Below are 16,734 nucleotides of genomic sequence, written 5' to 3' on the forward strand. Positions count from 1 at the left end.
ACGATATGGAGACCGGCTCACTTCCGATTGTGCCTCGACGCTTCACTATGTCGACAACCACGCCTTCTTCGCTGAGGCGCAGCGCAACCCTAAGTATCGCGGGAAATGAATCCTGGCTGTTGCCAGCGGCCGGATCATCCAGAACAGGGACTCCGAGGCCTGTGCGGCGAGATGCAATCGCCTCAGGGCTGAGGACTGGATCATGTTGCGCCCAGTACTGAACAAGTGCCTGCCCGCAAAATCTGCTCTGCAGACCATAGCGCGTCCGCCGTCGATTCTGCTTGCACCCTGAATATCCTGCCGGCATCGAGCTCGATTGTTTCCAACCCCGAACAGGGAATGTGCGGCGACTGCAGAAATGCGATCGGCCTGCCGTCTCCTGACGCGAGCGCCGGGCTGAGCAGGCGCAGTTCACCGACGCCGGGCTGCTGGACCAGCAGTTCGATAAGTGCGCCCGTGGGCCAGCCACCGCCGGGGAACTCGCGGGACAGCGCCGCGTAGCCCGTCTCAACGACTCTCCCCGGCTGCGCGCGAGTTGCGAGGCTCGCCAAAGCGATGGGTGGATGTCATCTGCAAGCATGACTGGTTGCCAATACTGTACGTTTATACAGTATCATATCTCGGAGAAGCCTTCAGGCAAACAACGAAGGAATGACCATGGACGCACGCGTCAACCGCAAGCCGCATCCGATGCCGGAGATAGCTGAATTCGTTTCGCAGCTAAGGGAGGCATTCGGCGACCGAGCCATCGACGAAGCTGTCCGCCGGGGGAAAGCCGGCGAACCGAGTTTTTATGCGTGCGAGAACGGTCGAGCAGTGGGAGCAGCGACGCCATCCGGACTGGCATGGAAGGTCGACGACTCACTGCGCAACCGGCGATTCTGCGCTGGTTGTATCGGCGATTGCGTTGGACAGGATGTCCGCTGCTCCCGACGAGTTCGATAATCGGCGTGAACGGCGCCGGACTAGTTGACGCGCAGTTTGCGGCGGTAGCATCGTCAGTGATAGCGCCGAGCAATGCACCTCGTATCCGCAACTGCAGCCACCTTGAACATCTCATCGTATGAAGAGCGAAGAATACAGAGGCTACACACTGTGGGGACACGCGATCCTCAATCAGCGCGAGGAAACGACGGCGCGCGAACGATACGCTGCAAGCGGCACCATCACGAAGGAAGGCAAGATCGTTGAGGCGTCCGGCGTGCTGAATAACTTCGACACCGAAGACGAAGCAGAGTTGGCTGGATTGTTGTGGGGACGTGCCTGGGTCGAAAGCCAATGACCTACGGCTGGGTAGTGGTTCGGCTCGTCGTTCGGACGCCGGCGCGATCAGGCGCAATCCGGCCGGCAGTCGGCCATTCTGGCGGACCTTGCAAGCACCCTGAGTGACTTGGATGTGATCGCCTGCCGATCGCGCCCCGGTCTGCTACACACCGTAAAATAGACGTCGTTCCCTCTCCAAAACTGGACTAACATGCCGCGCATCGAGAACGCCGATAGTCGCGACGCTGAGCATTGGGCAACGCTGTGGGCTGCGTCCCTCACAGAACTCGCCGTCTTCGCCCTCACGCCCGACGGTTTCATCTCGACCTGGAATCCCGGCGCAGCTGCCATCTACGGCTACACCTCCGACGAAATTATCGGGAAGCATGCGTCAATCTTGCTTCCTGATGATCTGCACGAGCGAGAGGAGTTTGAATCGGAATTCCATCGCGCTCACGAGAAAGGCAGCTCCGTGACGGAAGGCTGGCGCAAACGCAAGGACGGCTCGGTGCTCTGGGCGAGTATCGTGACGACGGCGCTCGTAGACGCAAACGGCACTCTGCTCGGGTTCGCGAAACTGGTACGCGACGAGAGCGAGAAGCGAAAAGCTCATGAAGCGGTGATCGGAAGCGAGCGACGGTTCCGATTGCTCGTAGACGGAGTATCCGACTATGCGATTTTCATGCTGTCGCCGGACGGTCTTGTGACCAACTGGAACAACGGCGCACGACGCATCAAGGGCTACACCGCAGAGGAAATCATCGGATCTCACTTTTCCCGGTTCTACACGCCTGACGACGCTGCTGCCGGCTTGCCCCAGCGCGCGCTCGAGATTGCCGCCCGTGAGGGACGTTTCGAATCAGAGGGATGGCGCGTACGACGCGACGGAACTCGCTTCGTCGCTCACGTCGTCGTCGATGCCATCCGCGATGACTCCGGCACTCTACTCGGATTTGCAAAAATCACGCGAGACGTCACTGAAAGGCGAGAAGCCGACAAGCTCCTTGAGACGGCGAAGGCAGAGCTTTTCCAGGCGCAAAAGATGGAGGGGATCGGCAAGCTCACGGGCGGCGTCGCCCACGACTTCAACAACGTGCTTCAGGTTCTGAGAGGTAACCTGGAACTGCTACAGAGCCGATGCGCGCGAGACCAGTGGACGATGGCGCGGCTAGGAAACGCGATTGAGGCGGTGGAGCGAGGGGCGACGCTCGCCTCGCAGTTGCTGGCGTTTGGCCGGCGTCAGGCGCTTCGGCCCGAGCCTGTCAACCTTGGGGCCATGGTCCGCGGCGCTGATGACCTGCTTCGCCGAGCACTTGGAGAAACCATCGAGGTCGAGACGGTGGTGGCCGCTGGCCTCTGGAATGCCTTCGTTGACGGCCACCAGCTCGAGAACGTTCTCCTGAATCTAGCAATCAACGCGCGCGATGCCATGCCCGATGGCGGCAAACTGACCCTGGAGCTCGCGAATGCGATGCTTGACGACAGCTACGTGCGCTCGTTCTCGGATGTGCCAGCCGGCCAATATGTAATGCTCGCCGTGACCGATACCGGATGTGGGATGTCGGCCGATGTGCTCGAGAAGGCGTTTGACCCGTTCTTCACCACGAAGCCAGAAGGGCAAGGCACTGGCTTGGGTCTCAGCATGGCATATGGCTTTGTGAAGCAGAGCGGCGGACACATCAGGATCTACAGTGAACCGGGACATGGCACTGCGGTGCGAATTTACCTCCCCAGAACGTCTGCGGACGCAAGGGGTGCGGTAACTCGACTAAATGCACCAGCCATGGGTGGTACTGAAACGGTGCTTGTCGTAGAGGACGACAAGACGGTGCAAGGGACGGTAATCGCCATGCTCGCTGACCTTGGCTATAACGTGCTGAAAGCAGACAACGCTGACCAGGCCATTGCTGTACTCAGCAGCGGTGTACACGTTGACCTGCTATTTACCGACGTTGTTATGCCGGGAACTTTGAAGAGTCCCGAGATGGCGCGAACTGCGGTTCAGATACAACCACATCTGCGCGTTCTGTTCACCTCGGGATACACGCAGAACGCAATTTTCCACGGCGGTCGCCTTGACCCTGGCGTTGAGCTTCTCAGCAAACCGTACAGCCACAAGGAACTGGCATATAAGGTCCGGCAAATATTGGGCCGTGAAGGACAGCCCGCGGAAGTCGCGGCCGACGTTCATCCAGCAAACACATCTGGAGTTTCGGATCCCCTCGCTCTTGAAGTGCTCGTTGTAGACGATAACGAGCCGACGCGCGATGCGGTGCGCGAACTGCTGCTCATGCTGGGGCACCGTCCCACGACCGTCCCCAGCGCGCAGGCAGCACTAGATGCAGTTGCCAACGCATCGTTTAGCGTGCTCCTCACCGACGTGAACCTGCCCGACATGTCAGGTATCGAACTAGCCAACCGAGTAGTGTTACTGCACAGGGACATCTCCGTGATTTTCGCGTCCGGAGACTGCATTCCGGACGACGAAAGGAACGACTTCATTTGGCAAGCTCTTCGAAAGCCTTACACGCTCGATCAATTGCAGGCGGCGCTGCGCAAGGCGGCAGAGGATGACGTGTAACACCAAGACACCCGTCGAGCGGTGCACCGTGAACACGCCTAACTCAACGCTTTGCCGTTTGCATCGATGACGTCCCTGTTATCCATGTCCGCAACGGGCGAGCCATAGAAAAATGCGCGACTGTGACAGTCGCGCATTTGTCAGAGTTTTATCGTATTCCCTACCCGATGAGGATACGCCCTCCGTCAGTCGTCTTTACGATCACCGCCTTTTTCACCAGCGGCTCTTGCTCGGCCACTTCCTCGAATTGCTTGGTAAGGAGCCCGGCAGCAAAAGCATGCTCCAGCGGGATTCCCGGGATGTCCGTAGTTGCCTGCATCTGCATGAAGCCAGTGACCAGAGCGGATATGGTCTCCCAATCGTGCGGTGTCACCACGCGCCGCGGTGCACATCGATATTTTTCGTCCTGCATTGGCTCGGCCTCGATATCCATGGTGAGGAACGCCATGTCCCAAAGGTTATTGCCCTTTTCGATCTTCAGAGCGATCGGAATCCGCTGATAACGTCGCCACATGTCGATCGCCGCCCACAGTTCCGGGTCCGTCATTTCGGCCAGCCAGTAAAGCTGCACACCTCCCATTTGGAGGCGCATCGACATCAGCAAGCCGTCTTCAAGCTCGACGCGGCCGAAACCGAAATTTCCGGCGCCCTGCTGTTGCGAAACGCATCGAAATTCACTCTGCCGCAGCGGAAACGTAAGTACGGGAATGTCACCGGGCAGACCGGCCGCCTGTTTGAAAGTCGCCTCAAAAGATTTGAGTTCTTCCAGTCGGCCGAGCGCGACAGGGACCAGACCAGCGGGGATGCGATTCATACCTTTCATGATTATTTCCAATAATGTTCAATTTAAGCGGGCGGCGGCGCGATAAGGTTCGCTGCCCCAGCGGGCTATTAAAGCGGGATGCATTGCTCAGTTACCGCATTGATTTGAGCCTGCACATGGGTATATCGCGAAATCTACCCATGTCATGACACGAATAACGGCAACGTCAAATTGCCCTTTTTAAATAAGGCTAATATTCTTCTGCATCGGTTTCTCTGGACCACCCGCAAGACGCTCGGTCAGCGCTCGCGCCATGCGGGTCTATGTGCATGCGGCCGAAAATTCCGTAAATCCGCTCAGTTCAAGATCGCCACCGGAGTTCGATTCAGCGACAAGCAACAGACGGATTTTTAGCATCTCCATTAGCCCGATGTCTATTAGATTTTTGCGAATTTTCTGAAATAAAGTTTTGTTTTAAAAATCTCAGGTTATTTACGAACAGATTTTAAGTCGCTCAAAAACTCATTGATATTTAGAGAGATTTTCGAGGGCGAGAAAAACTGCCCACTAGGCAACGAGTTTTCAATCGACCGAAATCGTGGCTCGACGCGTGGAATCGGCATACCGCTAGGCGGCATCTGCGCCACGTGCGGCGCCGTGCCCTCAACTGAAACTTGAGCTTGCACAGCAGACGGCTGAGAGTCAGAAGACGCTCGAAGATTGTCCTCGCCCTCAGCCGCGGCTGCGGGGTCCGTTCGGACGCCGGGCATCGCCGTGGCAGATACGGCCATATTGCCTTCATCGGGGCAGAGGTCGCGGAATGAGCGCCGTCCTCAACGGCAGCCCCACGACCCGACCGTCGTCGTCCGCGCAGTTTCGATTCAACGCTATTGCGAGCAAGGTCTACAATCGGACGGCAGGCCTCACCCCCACGGGAGTTCCGTATGCACTTCGTTCACAACGGCGTTGCCATCCAGGCGTCCGTATCCAGGACGGGGAACACCTTCGTTGCCCGCGTGTCAGTCCTCGAAGAAGATGGCGAATCGACTTCTCTTGGCGAGCTTGGCCAGTTTGCCAATCGGGAGTCAGCCTTCGCATTTGCCGTGCGTTGCGGTACCGCCTTTGCGGACCAGGAGCCGCTGCCCAAACCACCCTGCACTGTTCGGCATCGTTGAGGGTAACTTCGTGGAGAAACGCATTCGCACGTAAGCTTCGATCGAACTCGCCGATCCTGCACCCGAGATAAAGACGCGCGAACGCTTCGCTCGGGCGCCAGCGGTGCAGTCCTCGCGCTTCGCTAGGAAGCGCGGCAAAAAAATGCGCGACTGACCGCGTCGTCGCGCATTTGAGAGTGGTAACGCTTTGCCCTACTGCATGTCGACATGACGTTGGTGAGGGGCCTTAATGACCATAGGCATCCTTATCAGAGGTTCCTTGCCGGCTACGCCCTCGAACTGCTGCGTCAGCAGCGCACTTGCGAAGACATATTTCAGCGGTATGCCGGGAATATCTGACGTCGCCTGTCAGCGGGCGGCGTTATAGAGCCAATCCGGGGACGGCGTAATCGGGCCACCTGAGGGGCGGCGCAATGAAGCCAGTCCAGGGGCGGCGTAATCGAGCCACCTCATGGGCGGCGTAAAGAAGCCACCCCGGGGCGCCAGCAGTAGCGGGAACAAGCGCAGTTCGAACTTTCCAAGTCGGTACGCTCCGTTCTTTTGAGCGGAGCGCCTATGGCCAACAGGAGGTTCGAATTGTTTGAGTATCGTCATATCCTTGTGCGCATGCGACGCGGTGATTCCGACCGCGACATCGCGCGGCGACGCCTGATGGGCCGAGCCAAGCTTGCAGCACTACGGCAGGAAGCCCAGTCGCGAGGCTGGCTCGATCCGGCGCAGCCCATGCCGGAAGACCCCGAGATCGCCAGCGTCCTCAACAGCGTTCCGAGACAGGTGCCGCGCAGTAGCGTCTCGACGGTTGAGCCGTACCGCGAGCAGGTTCGCGAGTGGCTGGCCGCCGGCGTCCAGGGCACCACAATCCATGCAGCCCTTCAGCGCAATCACGGCTATACCGGCAGTTACGATGCCGTGAAGCGCATGCTGCGCCGTCTGGCGGCCGAACGCGTCGTCAAGGCAACGACGATCCTCGAGTTCGCGCCCGCCGAAGCCGCCCAGGTTGATTTCGGCGCCGGCCCCGTGCTCACGCACGAGTCCGGTATCCCGCTCAAGACGTGGATCTTCGTGATGACCCTGTGCTGGTCCCGGCACCAGTATGCCGAGGTCGTCCTGGACCAGACCGTCGAGACGTGGCTGGCCTGTCATCGTCGTGCCTTCGAATGGTTCGGGGGCTGTCCTTCCCGGGTGACGATCGACAACGCCAAGTGCGCGATCATCCGGCACTGCCTGCACAGTCCTGAGGTTCAGCGCTCCTACGCGGGGCTCGCCGAAGCATACGGTTTCCGCATCGACCCATGTCCGCCGCACGACCCGGCCAAGAAGGCATACGCTTCATACTGCACCTTGTGCGGTTGGTGGAACAGCGATAAACGTCGGTTGAGTCGAACTGTAGCGACCCCCTTGGCCTTTGACCAGGACGACGTCGCCGACGGGCTCATAGAGACAGCGATGCAGATTTCCGTAGCGATGCTGACGCAACAGCCCGCGCCGGGCCCATAGGTGGATGCTAGTCGGACAGACCCCGAGTTGTGCGGCGAGTTCGTTGGCTGTCACCATGCCGCGTTCGCGCAGGCGCTCAAACCGGCTCTTGAGCCGGTAGGCGGTGCGTACGAGGTAGACCTTCTTGTGCGTGAACGTTTCGCCTTTCCAGTTTGTATAGCCGAGCGCATTAAGCTGTTCTGCGACTTGTCGGTCCGAGCCGGTTTCGAGAAGTTCGTCGATCTTCGCAACGACTTCCGGTAGCGTCTTTCGAATCAGTGCGATAGGCTTGGGCTTATCGATCTCCAATGAGGTAGTTCGGCCGCCGCGAAAACGTACATGGATTGCGACGCGTTCGGATTTGACCAGGGTGACGTCTTCGATGAGCAAAGCGACCATGCGCTTGCGCTCGAGCGGCACGACTCGCTGATCATTCCAAACACGAGGGAAGTCCTCGGCGAGCGACTGAATCTTGGTTCGCGCATCGCTGCTTAACAGCTTATGATCGGCCTTCTGGAGTCGTTCGTTCTCCTGTTGCAAGCCGTCCAGCACACGTAGACGTTCGTTCCAGTCCGCTTCGAGCGTGTCAGCGACAAGCCGGTTGGTCGGATCGACACTCATATATCGACGACGCGCGAGCTCGGCATCGTAGCGAGCTCGGGCCAGTTGGTTCTGACGTTGATCGGCGGCCTGTTTGACGCGCCCGGATATCTCGTCTTCTACAGCTAGCGCGACCTCGAGAGCAGCCGGTGCGACACTCTCTAATAGAAGCGAGCCTATCGTGTCATCGATGGCACTTCCACGAACCGATTGGCAGGGTTTGCTGGCACGGCGCACTGGGTTCTCCGTGCACATATAGTAGGGTTCGAGTTTATTACCGACGACCTGATACCGTACACGCATGCGTGCGCCACACAATCCGCACACGACGCGCCCCTGCAGGAGCCCAACGCCCTCACGTGGCATGCTGCCTCGTCGATCGCGCCCGAATCCCGTTAAATTCTGCTTAAGCGTCGCCTGGTTGCGTTCGAACTCGTCCCAATCAATAAAGCCGGGATGCGCATTCTGGATTAACACCTGCCAGTTCTCGCGGTCAACCTTAAGTCCGAAGGATTTGCGTCCCTGACGATATGCTCCGCGTGTGCGACCGTATACGAAGGCACCGGCATAACGGGGGTTGTGCAATATCTGAATAACGCGACAGTGCTCCAATGGCCCCCAAATCAGATCTCCCTTGCCAATCCCCCGGCGGATGCGACGCGGAAACAGCCAGCCTTCCTGGCGAAATCGCTTGACCGTGGCTGTAGCTGACGCAGCCTGTCGAAACGTATCGAATAGCAACTGCAGCGCGCCCCTGACCTGTTGATCAGGATCGAGAACCACTGAGCCGTTCGGGTGATAAACAAGCCCTATGGGTAACGGCACTTCCAGTTCGCCCCGGCGTGCCTTGTTCTTGATGCCACCTTGTAGCCGGCCTTTGAGAACATGAAGCTCGGCCTCGCTCATGGCGCCCTTTAAGCCCAGTAAAAGGCGGTCGTTAAATTGACCAGGATCGTAAATTCCATCTTCGTCGCAAATCAAAGTTTGCGTGAGCGATGCGAGTTCGATCAGGCGATGCCAGTCTGCGTTATTGCGCGCAAGACGCGATACTTCCAATCCCAGCACGATGCCGGCGTGACCATTGGCGACCTCGGCGACAAGGTGCTGAAAGCCATCTCGCCCCTGGGTGCTGGAACCGGACATACCGAGATCGTTATCGACGACGTGAATACGTTCGATCGGCCATCCGAGCGAAACGGCACGATCGCGCAGCGCATATTGCCGTTTCGTACTCTCGGTATTCTCGAATACCTGGCGAAGTGACGACTGTCGAACGTAGAGGAACGCATCACGCCGCAGATGTTCAGCGGTGACCTTCAGAGCGGAGTTAGTAGACATGGGCAAGCTCCTCGTGGGTGCGCAGTACGAGGTTGGCGAGCACGCGAACAAGCGCGCCGTTATCCCGCACTGAGTTGGAAGCAGGCACGGTTGGAGTGGGAGCCTCGATGCGCGAAGCGTCCGGGCGTTGGATCGCCAGCCCGTGCAACAGGCCATGAAAGCGTATGGCCGCGTGGCCTTCTGAGTTAGGACCTGTGTCGAGCAGGTCGGCCCGTAGCGCTTCGTAACGAGCAAGCGCTGACGATGGCAGACGGAATTGCGGCGAATCGTCTACGGTTTTTTTTTGCGTGCTAACGCACGTTCGATACTGCGTGGGTGGATCGAAAGCTCCAGCCAGGTTTCGATCTCCTGCGCAAGCGCGCGAGCGCGAAGGCTGCCGTCTTGCTGTAGACGCTCCTCGATGAACGCCATGACCACCGAGTTGAGTTTGTGCGCGCCTTTGGGCCCACGCTGTTTCGGAAGCAACCCTGGCAGCCCCTCGCTCGCGAAGGCGCTCTCCGCTTGATAGAAGGTCGGCCTGGACATTCCGAACAGGGCGGCCGCCTCGGCCTTGGAAGCGCCATCGACCCGAACATGACGCAACATCTCGTACTTGACCTGAACAAGGTCGTCGGGGTCGAAGAAATCGCCCGATCGAAACCATGGCGCCCGTATTCGGTCGGGATGAGGATTGAGAGCACCAAGTTCGCGTAGTCGATCGCGCTTTGACGGTGGCTTGGTCATTACATGATCTCTCGTTGACGAAACGAAAACTAAAATACGCCGCTTTGTTCGAATTGTCAAAAATCTCAGTGATCTGGTGTACGCTATACGATGCGGTCATTTCCCCGTAAAAATTGAGGCAGTGTTGATGAGTCAGAACCAAGAACATCTCTATATCGGCATATTTCTTCTTACGTAAGCGGCGAAATTTATTTGACATCACGCGCTCCCAACAAATCGTCGACGAGCGCACGTAATCGAAGCAGGTCGTCAGTCCTAAACCAGGAATGTCCACCGGAGGCCTGCGCGAACAGATCTGGCTCCGGGACATCGGTCCAGGATGCCAGCACCGAGCACAGACGCTTGTGTGCGTCGTAATACATCACGCGATCTTCACCCCAGTTCTGCTTACGACTCACCAGGACAAAGTGATTTCCACGTGCTGGGTGGAATGGGTGGGTAATCTCGAAGGACGCGCCTTTGACTACGTGACGTTCCTCATGACAGACAGTTGCTGACTTGCGAGAAGGGAATCGTTGAATCCGGAGTCAAGTACGTCAAGAAGTCCTTCGTACCACTACGCGAGTTCCGCGATCTGGCCGACGCGAACCGGCAGTTGCGCGAGTGGATCATGCAGCACGCCGGCGTGCGCGATCACGGCACCACACACGAGCAACCGCTCAGGCGTTTCGCGATCGAGCGGCCGCTGCTCACGCGCCTGCCCGATGTGCCGCCGGTACTGGCTGTGTGGTCTGAGGTCAAGGTGCATACGGACGGTCACGTCGTCTACAAGAAGGCGCTGTACTCGGTGCCCTTCACGCTAGTGGGCAAGCAACTGTGGCTCAAGGCCACCGACACGGTCGTGCAGGCGTTCCACCGGCACGAGCTCGTCGCCACTCATCCGAGGCTACGCAAGCCCGGCGACCGCCATACCGTGCGCGACCACCAGCCACCTGATGCGCAGGCGTGGCTCGAGCACGATCCGCAGTGGTGCCTCGCGCGCGCGAAGGATATCGGCCCGGCCTGCCACGCCGTCATCCTCGCGATGTTCAACAACACGGTGCTTGAGAACCTGCGCGGCGCCCAAGGCATCGTGCGGCTGCGCGAGAAGGTCGGCGATGCACGACTGAACGCTGCGTGCGAGCGCGCGCTCGCGTTCTCCAGCCCCCAGTATCGCACCATCAAGACGATCCTCGACAAGGGACTCGACAGCCAGGCGGCGGCGCCATCCACGACTACGGCGCCCACTGATACCTACCTGAACGGTGGCCGCTTCGGCCGCGACCTTCAATCCCTTCTGATCCATTGAGCCGACCATGAATCCGAGTCCCGAACTGAACACCATCCTCAAGCAGCTGCGCCTCTCGGGCATCCTCGACTCGATCGAACAGCGAAACCGTGAAGCCATTGACGGGCAGCTTGCCTACACCGAGTTCCTCGCCATGCTGCTGCACGACGAAATCGCGCGGCGCGACACGAAGAAGCTGGGCGTACGGCTTGCCCGCGCCGGCTTCGCGATGGGCAAGACGCTCGAGACGTTCAACTTCGATCTGGTGCCCAAGCTGAATCGAACCTACATCCACGATCTGGCCACCGGCCGCTACATCGACGAGAAGGTCTGCGTTCTACTGGTCGGCGGAACAGGCGTCGGCAAATCCCATCTGGCGCAGGCACTGGGTCACTGCGCGGCCAGGCAGGGACGTGACGTGCTGTTCATCTCGCAGACGGATCTGCTCAAGAAGCTGCACGCGGCCCGCGCCACGGGCTTGTACGAGCGCAAGTTCCAGCAGTTCGTGCGCGTGCCACTGCTCATCATCGACTTATGTGCAGCGCGCGGTTATGTGGAGTTTCCTCTGGGCGGTGCTTCGGCGCTCGGTTACGTCAGAAGTTTGTCAACATAACTTCGTCGTGGGAGTAGCGTAGTTCCTCCGATCACCGTATCCGGAGGGCACCATGCTTCAGGAATTGTTTCCGAAGGTACATCGCCGCTATGAGGGATCCCGGTTCGCCGCCGATCTTGAGGGTTTCGCTGCTTGGCTGCGTCGGAGCGGATATTCTCGCAACAGTACCTGCGATCATTTGTTTCGGGCAAAGCAAACACTTGAACGGATGGATGACGCCGAGCCCGGCGGGGAGTTTGCCACCGAGCATCTATACACCGCATTTACGTCATCGCACTTCCCGGCGCTATATCGGGGTACGCAGCGGGCATTCGAGCGCTTTCTGTCTTCGCGAGGCAGATTGATTCGGGCTGAGCCGGAAGCCCCGTTCGGAGCCCTGCGCGGTCACTATCTACAGCACCTTCGCGAGCTACGTGGGTTCGCAGTCTCGACCGCCGCTCAGCATGACTCGACTCTCAGGGACTTCCTGGGCCGGGTGGCGTTACCCGATCGAACGCTGCGGACATTGAGCGCTACGGACGTCGAGAATTACATCCGGCTCAAGAGCCGGGAGGTTACCCGTCAGACGCTGCAGCACGTAATTGCGCATTTAAGGGCGTTCTTGCGCTATTGCGAAGACCGTGGCGATATCACGCCCGGACTGCATTGCATCGACACGCCACGGACGTATCGTGGCGAGTTGCCCCCGCGTGCACTCGACTGGAAGCTGGTGCCGAAGCTGGTTAATTCGGTGGACCGTCACAGCCGCACCGGCTGGCGGGACCACGCAGTCCTCCATTTGATGGCGTACTACGGTCTACGAGCATCAGAAGTTGCCGCACTCACGCTGAGTTCTATCAACTGGGAATCGCGCACGCTTCATGTTCAGCAGCGCAAGACCCGTTCGGTCCTGGTATTGCCATTGGCGGACAGGACCATAAATCTGCTACGGCGCTATCTCCGGTGTGGCCGCTCTGGAAGTGATTGCCCCGCTTTGTTCCTACGGGCACGAAGCCCGGCTGGGCCACTGACCCACTATGGCGTGGTCGACATCTTTTGCAAGCGCGCCAGGCTGAGTGGCTTGGCAATCACGAACAGCTCCTCATATGCGCTGCGGCACGCGTTCGCGATGCGTCTCCTGGATCGAGGCGTGGGCACGAAGGCCATTGGCGATATTCTGGGACATCGCAGCCTTGAGAGCACGTGCGTCTACCTGCGACTGGACATTGCCATGTTACGTTCCGTTGCGTTGCAGGTTCCGACGCTCTCGAATTCGAGGAGGCTGCCATGAGCAGCTCCACGCCAATGTTTGCCATGGAGTCTGGGATCGCAAACTACGTCGCCCATCAACGCGCCCTCGGTCGTGGCTACCGCAACGAAGAACGAGTCCTGCTGTCGATGTGTCACTGGCTCGCGCAGTCCTCAGTTCGGGAGCTTGATCAAGCCAGCTTCGATCGATGGTGCGATACCATGCACCATCTGGGACCGAATACCCGTCGCGCCAGACAGTTGATGGTGCACAAGTTCTGCCTGTTCAGACAGCGTGCCGAGAACGGGTGTTTCGTGCCCAATCCGCTGTACTTCGCACGACCCTGTCCGTACATCCGCCCGGTCATTGTGCAGCCGGATCAGGTGGCACGAATGCTGGTCGCGGCCACGCACCTGACGCCGACGCTGGGCTCACCGCTACTACCCGCCGTGACGCGCATCGCCATTGTGCTTCTGTATACGGCCGGGTTGCGGCGCGGCGAACTGCTGCGTCTGACGCTACGAGACGTTGAACCCACGTCGGGGGTGTTGCAGATTCGAGAGTCGAAGTTCCACAAGAGTCGGCTGGTGCCACTGTCAACCGATGCCGCACGCGAACTTCGGCTTTACCTACGCAAGCGCCTCACCGCTTCGCTCGACACAGCCCCGGAAACGCCACTGTTGTGCAATACGACCCGAGGTCTACGTGGATACACCGGCACGGGAATCAGCCGTCCCATACACGCACTCTTCGAGCTCGCTGACGTTCGCGATGCCGAGGGGCGATGCCCGCGAATTCACGACTTGCGGCATAGCTTTGCAGTCCAGGCTTTGATCCGGTGGTATCAGGAAGGCGCGGACGTACAGTCGAATCTCCCGAAACTGGCCATCTACATGGGGCATGTCTCGATCGTATCGACGGCATACTACCTTCCATTCGTTCCGACGATCGCAGCGCTCGCAAGTGAACGCTTTGAGAAGCATCTAGGCCACGTGCTCGGCGGGGGGAAGCCATGAAACCGCGCAAACCAACAGAGCTCGGCCGATGTCTGCTGCGCTTCTTCCAGGACTATCTGCCCACACTGCGCGGCGTCAGCGTGCACACGATACGGAGCTACCGGGATGCCGTCGTCTTGCTGCTGCAGTTCACCGCGCGCGAGAGCCGGCGCCCCATCGAAGCCCTGGATCTGAGCGATCTCAACGCCGATCACGTAAAGCAATTCCTTAAATTCCTTGAGTCCGAGCGTGGCAACAGCATCGCGACGCGCAACGCTCGGCTCGCCGCCATTCACGCATTTGCGCGTTTCGTGATTGCCGAGCATCCCGAACACCTGGCACCGTTTCAGCAGGTGCTCGGGATACCTTTTAAGAGGGGAGCGCGGGAGGCACCGATCGAATATCTGGAAACGGCCGAGATCGACACACTGTTGACCACCATCGACCAGAGTCGTCCAGCGGGGCAACGCGACTTTGCACTATTTGCGCTGATGTTCAACACCGGAGCTCGTGTACAGGAGATCCTCAATTTGCGGATCTGTGATCTGCGGCTCGACCCACCCCCGCAGGTCCGGCTGCATGGCAAGGGCAACAAGGTGAGAGTGTGTCCGATCTGGCCGCGCACTGCGCAGCTTCTGCGCGAACTCATTCGCACTCGTCCTTTGGTCGCTCAAGGCTCGGCCGAACTGCCTGTCTTCGTCAATTGCCGCGGCACTCAGATGAGCCGATTTGGCGTGCGCTATCTGCTGCGCAAATACATGCTCATCGCGAGCACCCGGAACCCAACCCTTGCGCACAAAGAAATCCACCCGCATTCGCTTAGGCATACCACCGCGATTCAGTTGCTGAAGGCTGGCGTAGACTTCGCGACCATCAGCCAGTGGCTCGGCCACGCGAGCCTGAATACCACGATGCGCTATGCGCGTGCCGATATCGATCTCAAACGTCAGGCACTCGCGCAGGTGTTCCCAGAAATCCTCGCGCCTCCACGAGGTGGAGCATTCACCCTGAACGGCGCTGACCTGGTTGGCTGGCTGCGTAGGCTCTGACGTGTTATGTGCAGTCAGGGCGGGTTCAAACCAGGTGGGCTCGCCTTGCTGCACGACCTCTCCACATAACCGCGCGCTATGCAGAGGTTTTTTTGGTTAGCGGTCGCGGCGATCAACGTCTCGACAAGCCGCCGGGAGTCAGCCCGCGACCGGTGACTAAAAAAACGTTTGTGCTAAACCGCTCCACGGGCGGTGGCAGCTATGGGCATTGAATGGGCGCGGCCGTGATTCGGGATGGCCGGCGCGTGGCTTGCGCGCCCGGGTTCAGGGCTATCGCGTGAAGCCTGCGGAGTGAACGCGGCGGGAATGTGGGTTTCAGCGGACAGGTAACCCGGCGTTTCAGGGGATTGTGCTGCGGGAGCGGGTCGGCGGCACGAGTGCCCCGCGCCAGCCTCATCGGGGAAGGCGAACGTGTTCGGGAAGAAGGTCGATGCTGGCTAGTGCACATGGGTCGGGTCAGGAGGAGCGCGCGGCAGGATGCCAGGCGCGTCGTCAGGCAGCGCGCCTTCGATGCGGACCATGTGGCCCCTGCCGCACACCGGGCAGTCGCGCAGTGACCTGCCGGTGAGCCGCTGGTAACGGTCGCGGTAGTCTTCCGGGGGGACGGGTGATTCCATGGGGGGCGGCTCGACATCGAGCAGCCGCCGGCAGGTGGCCAGGCGCTGCGCGCGGTGACAGTTGGCGAGCCACCCGTAGCTGCGGATACGCTTGAAGCCGTCGGGCAGCACATGCAGCAGGAAGCGGCGGATGAACTCGTCGGCCGTGAGCGTCATGGTCCTTTGTCTGGACGCGTGCCGGTAGTCCTTCCAGCGGAACTGCATGGTGTGCCCGTCGCAGGCGAGCAGCCGGTTGTTGGAGATGGCGACCCGGTGGGTGTAGCGGCCCAGGTAATCGAGCACGTGTTCGGCGCCGCCAAAGGGCGGCTTGGCGTAGACCACCCACTCCGCCTGGGCGGCAGGCGCAAGCCAGGCCGCGAATGCGCGCGGATCACGCAACGGCTCGAGCTGGCCATGGAAGCGCAGCGAGCCGGTGTCGAAGGCGCGGCGCAGCTGTTCGAGAAAGAGCCGCCGGAAGAGGCGCGAGAGCACCCGCACGGGCAGGAAGAAGCCGGGACGGCAGGCGATCCAGCGTTCGCCGTCCGGGGCGATGCCGCCGCCCGGCACGACGCAATGCACATGCGGATGATGCAGCAGATTCTGTCCCCACGTATGCAGGATCGTGATGAAGCCGATGTCGGCGCCCAGATGCTTCGGATCGGCGGCGATCGTGCGCAGCGTCTCCGCGCTGGTGCGAAACAGGATGTCATAGAGCAGCCTCTTGTTCTGGTAGGCGAGCGCGGCAATGGGCTCGGGGACCGTGAAGACGACATGAAAGTACTCCACCGAGGGGAGGAGCTCCGCGTGGCGACGTTCGAGCCAGTGTGCGCGGGCAAGGGACTGGCACTTGGGACAGTGGCGATTGCGACACGAGTCGTAGGCAATGCGCTGGTGGCCGCACGCATCGCACTGCTCGACATGTCCGCCGAGCGCGGCGGTGCGACACAGCTCGATGGCGCTCATCACGCGTCGCTGGACGCGACTGAGCTCCCCGGCATGCGTTTGCCGATACTGCGGGCCAGACTGGCGAAAGATGTCCGCCACCTCGAGCGCCGGGCGCATCGCCG

General features: G+C 59.9%; 11 protein-coding genes and 3 pseudogenes. 9 read left to right on the forward strand and 5 right to left on the reverse strand.

Going from position 1 to position 16,734, the window contains the following annotated elements:
• Nucleotides 1-657: 657 nt before the first annotated feature.
• The 3 genes from BPHY_RS44315 to BPHY_RS34515 all read left to right on the forward strand — a co-directional run bounded on the left by BPHY_RS44315 (nucleotide 658) and on the right by BPHY_RS34515 (nucleotide 3,844).
• On the forward strand, nucleotides 658-945 hold the full coding sequence (locus tag BPHY_RS44315) for a hypothetical protein (protein ID WP_083775952.1): 288 nt from the start codon (nucleotides 658-660) through the stop codon (nucleotides 943-945).
• Between the two features lie 118 nt (nucleotides 946-1,063).
• Complete coding sequence (locus BPHY_RS34510) at nucleotides 1,064-1,282, forward strand: hypothetical protein (RefSeq protein ID WP_012406113.1); 219 nt, start codon at nucleotides 1,064-1,066, stop codon at nucleotides 1,280-1,282.
• A gap of 192 nt (nucleotides 1,283-1,474) precedes the next feature.
• Nucleotides 1,475-3,844, forward strand: a complete 2,370-nt coding sequence (locus BPHY_RS34515; protein ID WP_012406114.1) for a hybrid sensor histidine kinase/response regulator — start codon at nucleotides 1,475-1,477, stop codon at nucleotides 3,842-3,844.
• A gap of 160 nt (nucleotides 3,845-4,004) precedes the next feature.
• Here BPHY_RS34515 and BPHY_RS34520 read toward each other — a convergent pair whose 3' ends face one another.
• Nucleotides 4,005-4,667: a hypothetical protein gene (locus BPHY_RS34520; RefSeq protein WP_012406115.1), complete on the reverse strand. Its 663-nt coding sequence runs from the start codon at nucleotides 4,665-4,667 to the stop codon at nucleotides 4,005-4,007.
• 1,721 nt (nucleotides 4,668-6,388) lie between these two features.
• Here BPHY_RS34520 and istA point away from each other — a divergent pair.
• Nucleotides 6,389-7,093: pseudogene (istA, locus tag BPHY_RS42955) on the forward strand (IS21 family transposase); the annotation flags it as partial.
• An 18-nt stretch (nucleotides 7,094-7,111) separates the two neighbouring features.
• Here the strand turns inward: istA and BPHY_RS34535 are convergent.
• The 3 genes from BPHY_RS34535 to BPHY_RS42805 form a co-directional block, all read right to left on the reverse strand.
• Nucleotides 7,112-9,196 carry a recombinase family protein gene (locus BPHY_RS34535; RefSeq protein ID WP_012404129.1) on the reverse strand — a complete coding sequence of 695 codons (2,085 nt, stop codon included), beginning with the start codon at nucleotides 9,194-9,196 and terminating at the stop codon, nucleotides 7,112-7,114.
• A 270-nt stretch (nucleotides 9,197-9,466) separates the two neighbouring features.
• A complete protein-coding gene (locus BPHY_RS34540; protein WP_012404130.1) occupies nucleotides 9,467-9,919 on the reverse strand; it encodes a helix-turn-helix domain-containing protein in 453 nt (150 codons plus the stop codon).
• 188 nt (nucleotides 9,920-10,107) lie between these two features.
• Nucleotides 10,108-10,440 carry a DUF5372 family protein gene (locus BPHY_RS42805; protein ID WP_322789050.1) on the reverse strand — a complete coding sequence of 111 codons (333 nt, stop codon included), beginning with the start codon at nucleotides 10,438-10,440 and terminating at the stop codon, nucleotides 10,108-10,110.
• Between BPHY_RS42805 and BPHY_RS34550 the strand changes: the two are divergent.
• The 5 genes and pseudogenes from BPHY_RS34550 to BPHY_RS34570 all read left to right on the forward strand — a co-directional run.
• A pseudogene (locus BPHY_RS34550) lies at nucleotides 10,422-11,207 on the forward strand (Mu transposase domain-containing protein); the annotation flags it as partial. The gene BPHY_RS42805 and the pseudogene BPHY_RS34550 overlap by 19 nt on opposite strands.
• Before the next feature lie 7 nt (nucleotides 11,208-11,214).
• Nucleotides 11,215-11,718: pseudogene (locus tag BPHY_RS34555) on the forward strand (ATP-binding protein); the annotation flags it as partial.
• Between the two features lie 133 nt (nucleotides 11,719-11,851).
• Entirely contained in the window at nucleotides 11,852-13,069 is a 1,218-nt protein-coding gene (locus tag BPHY_RS34560) for a tyrosine-type recombinase/integrase (RefSeq protein ID WP_012406116.1), read from the forward strand.
• Nucleotides 13,066-14,043: a tyrosine-type recombinase/integrase gene (locus BPHY_RS34565; protein ID WP_012406117.1), complete on the forward strand. Its 978-nt coding sequence runs from the start codon at nucleotides 13,066-13,068 to the stop codon at nucleotides 14,041-14,043. Before BPHY_RS34560 ends, BPHY_RS34565 begins: the two co-directional genes overlap by 4 nt.
• The gene (locus BPHY_RS34570; protein ID WP_012406118.1) at nucleotides 14,040-15,071 is read left to right on the forward strand and encodes a tyrosine-type recombinase/integrase; all 1,032 of its coding nucleotides are present in this window, start codon (nucleotides 14,040-14,042) and stop codon (nucleotides 15,069-15,071) included. Before BPHY_RS34565 ends, BPHY_RS34570 begins: the two co-directional genes overlap by 4 nt.
• A 437-nt stretch (nucleotides 15,072-15,508) precedes the next feature.
• Here the strand turns inward: BPHY_RS34570 and BPHY_RS34575 are convergent, their stop codons facing one another.
• On the reverse strand, nucleotides 15,509-16,729 hold the full coding sequence (locus tag BPHY_RS34575) for an IS91 family transposase (RefSeq protein ID WP_012406119.1): 1,221 nt from the start codon (nucleotides 16,727-16,729) through the stop codon (nucleotides 15,509-15,511).
• Nucleotides 16,730-16,734 lie beyond the last annotated feature (5 nt).

The organism is Paraburkholderia phymatum STM815 (genome assembly GCF_000020045.1).
In the GTDB taxonomy this organism is placed as follows: domain Bacteria; phylum Pseudomonadota; class Gammaproteobacteria; order Burkholderiales; family Burkholderiaceae; genus Paraburkholderia; species Paraburkholderia phymatum.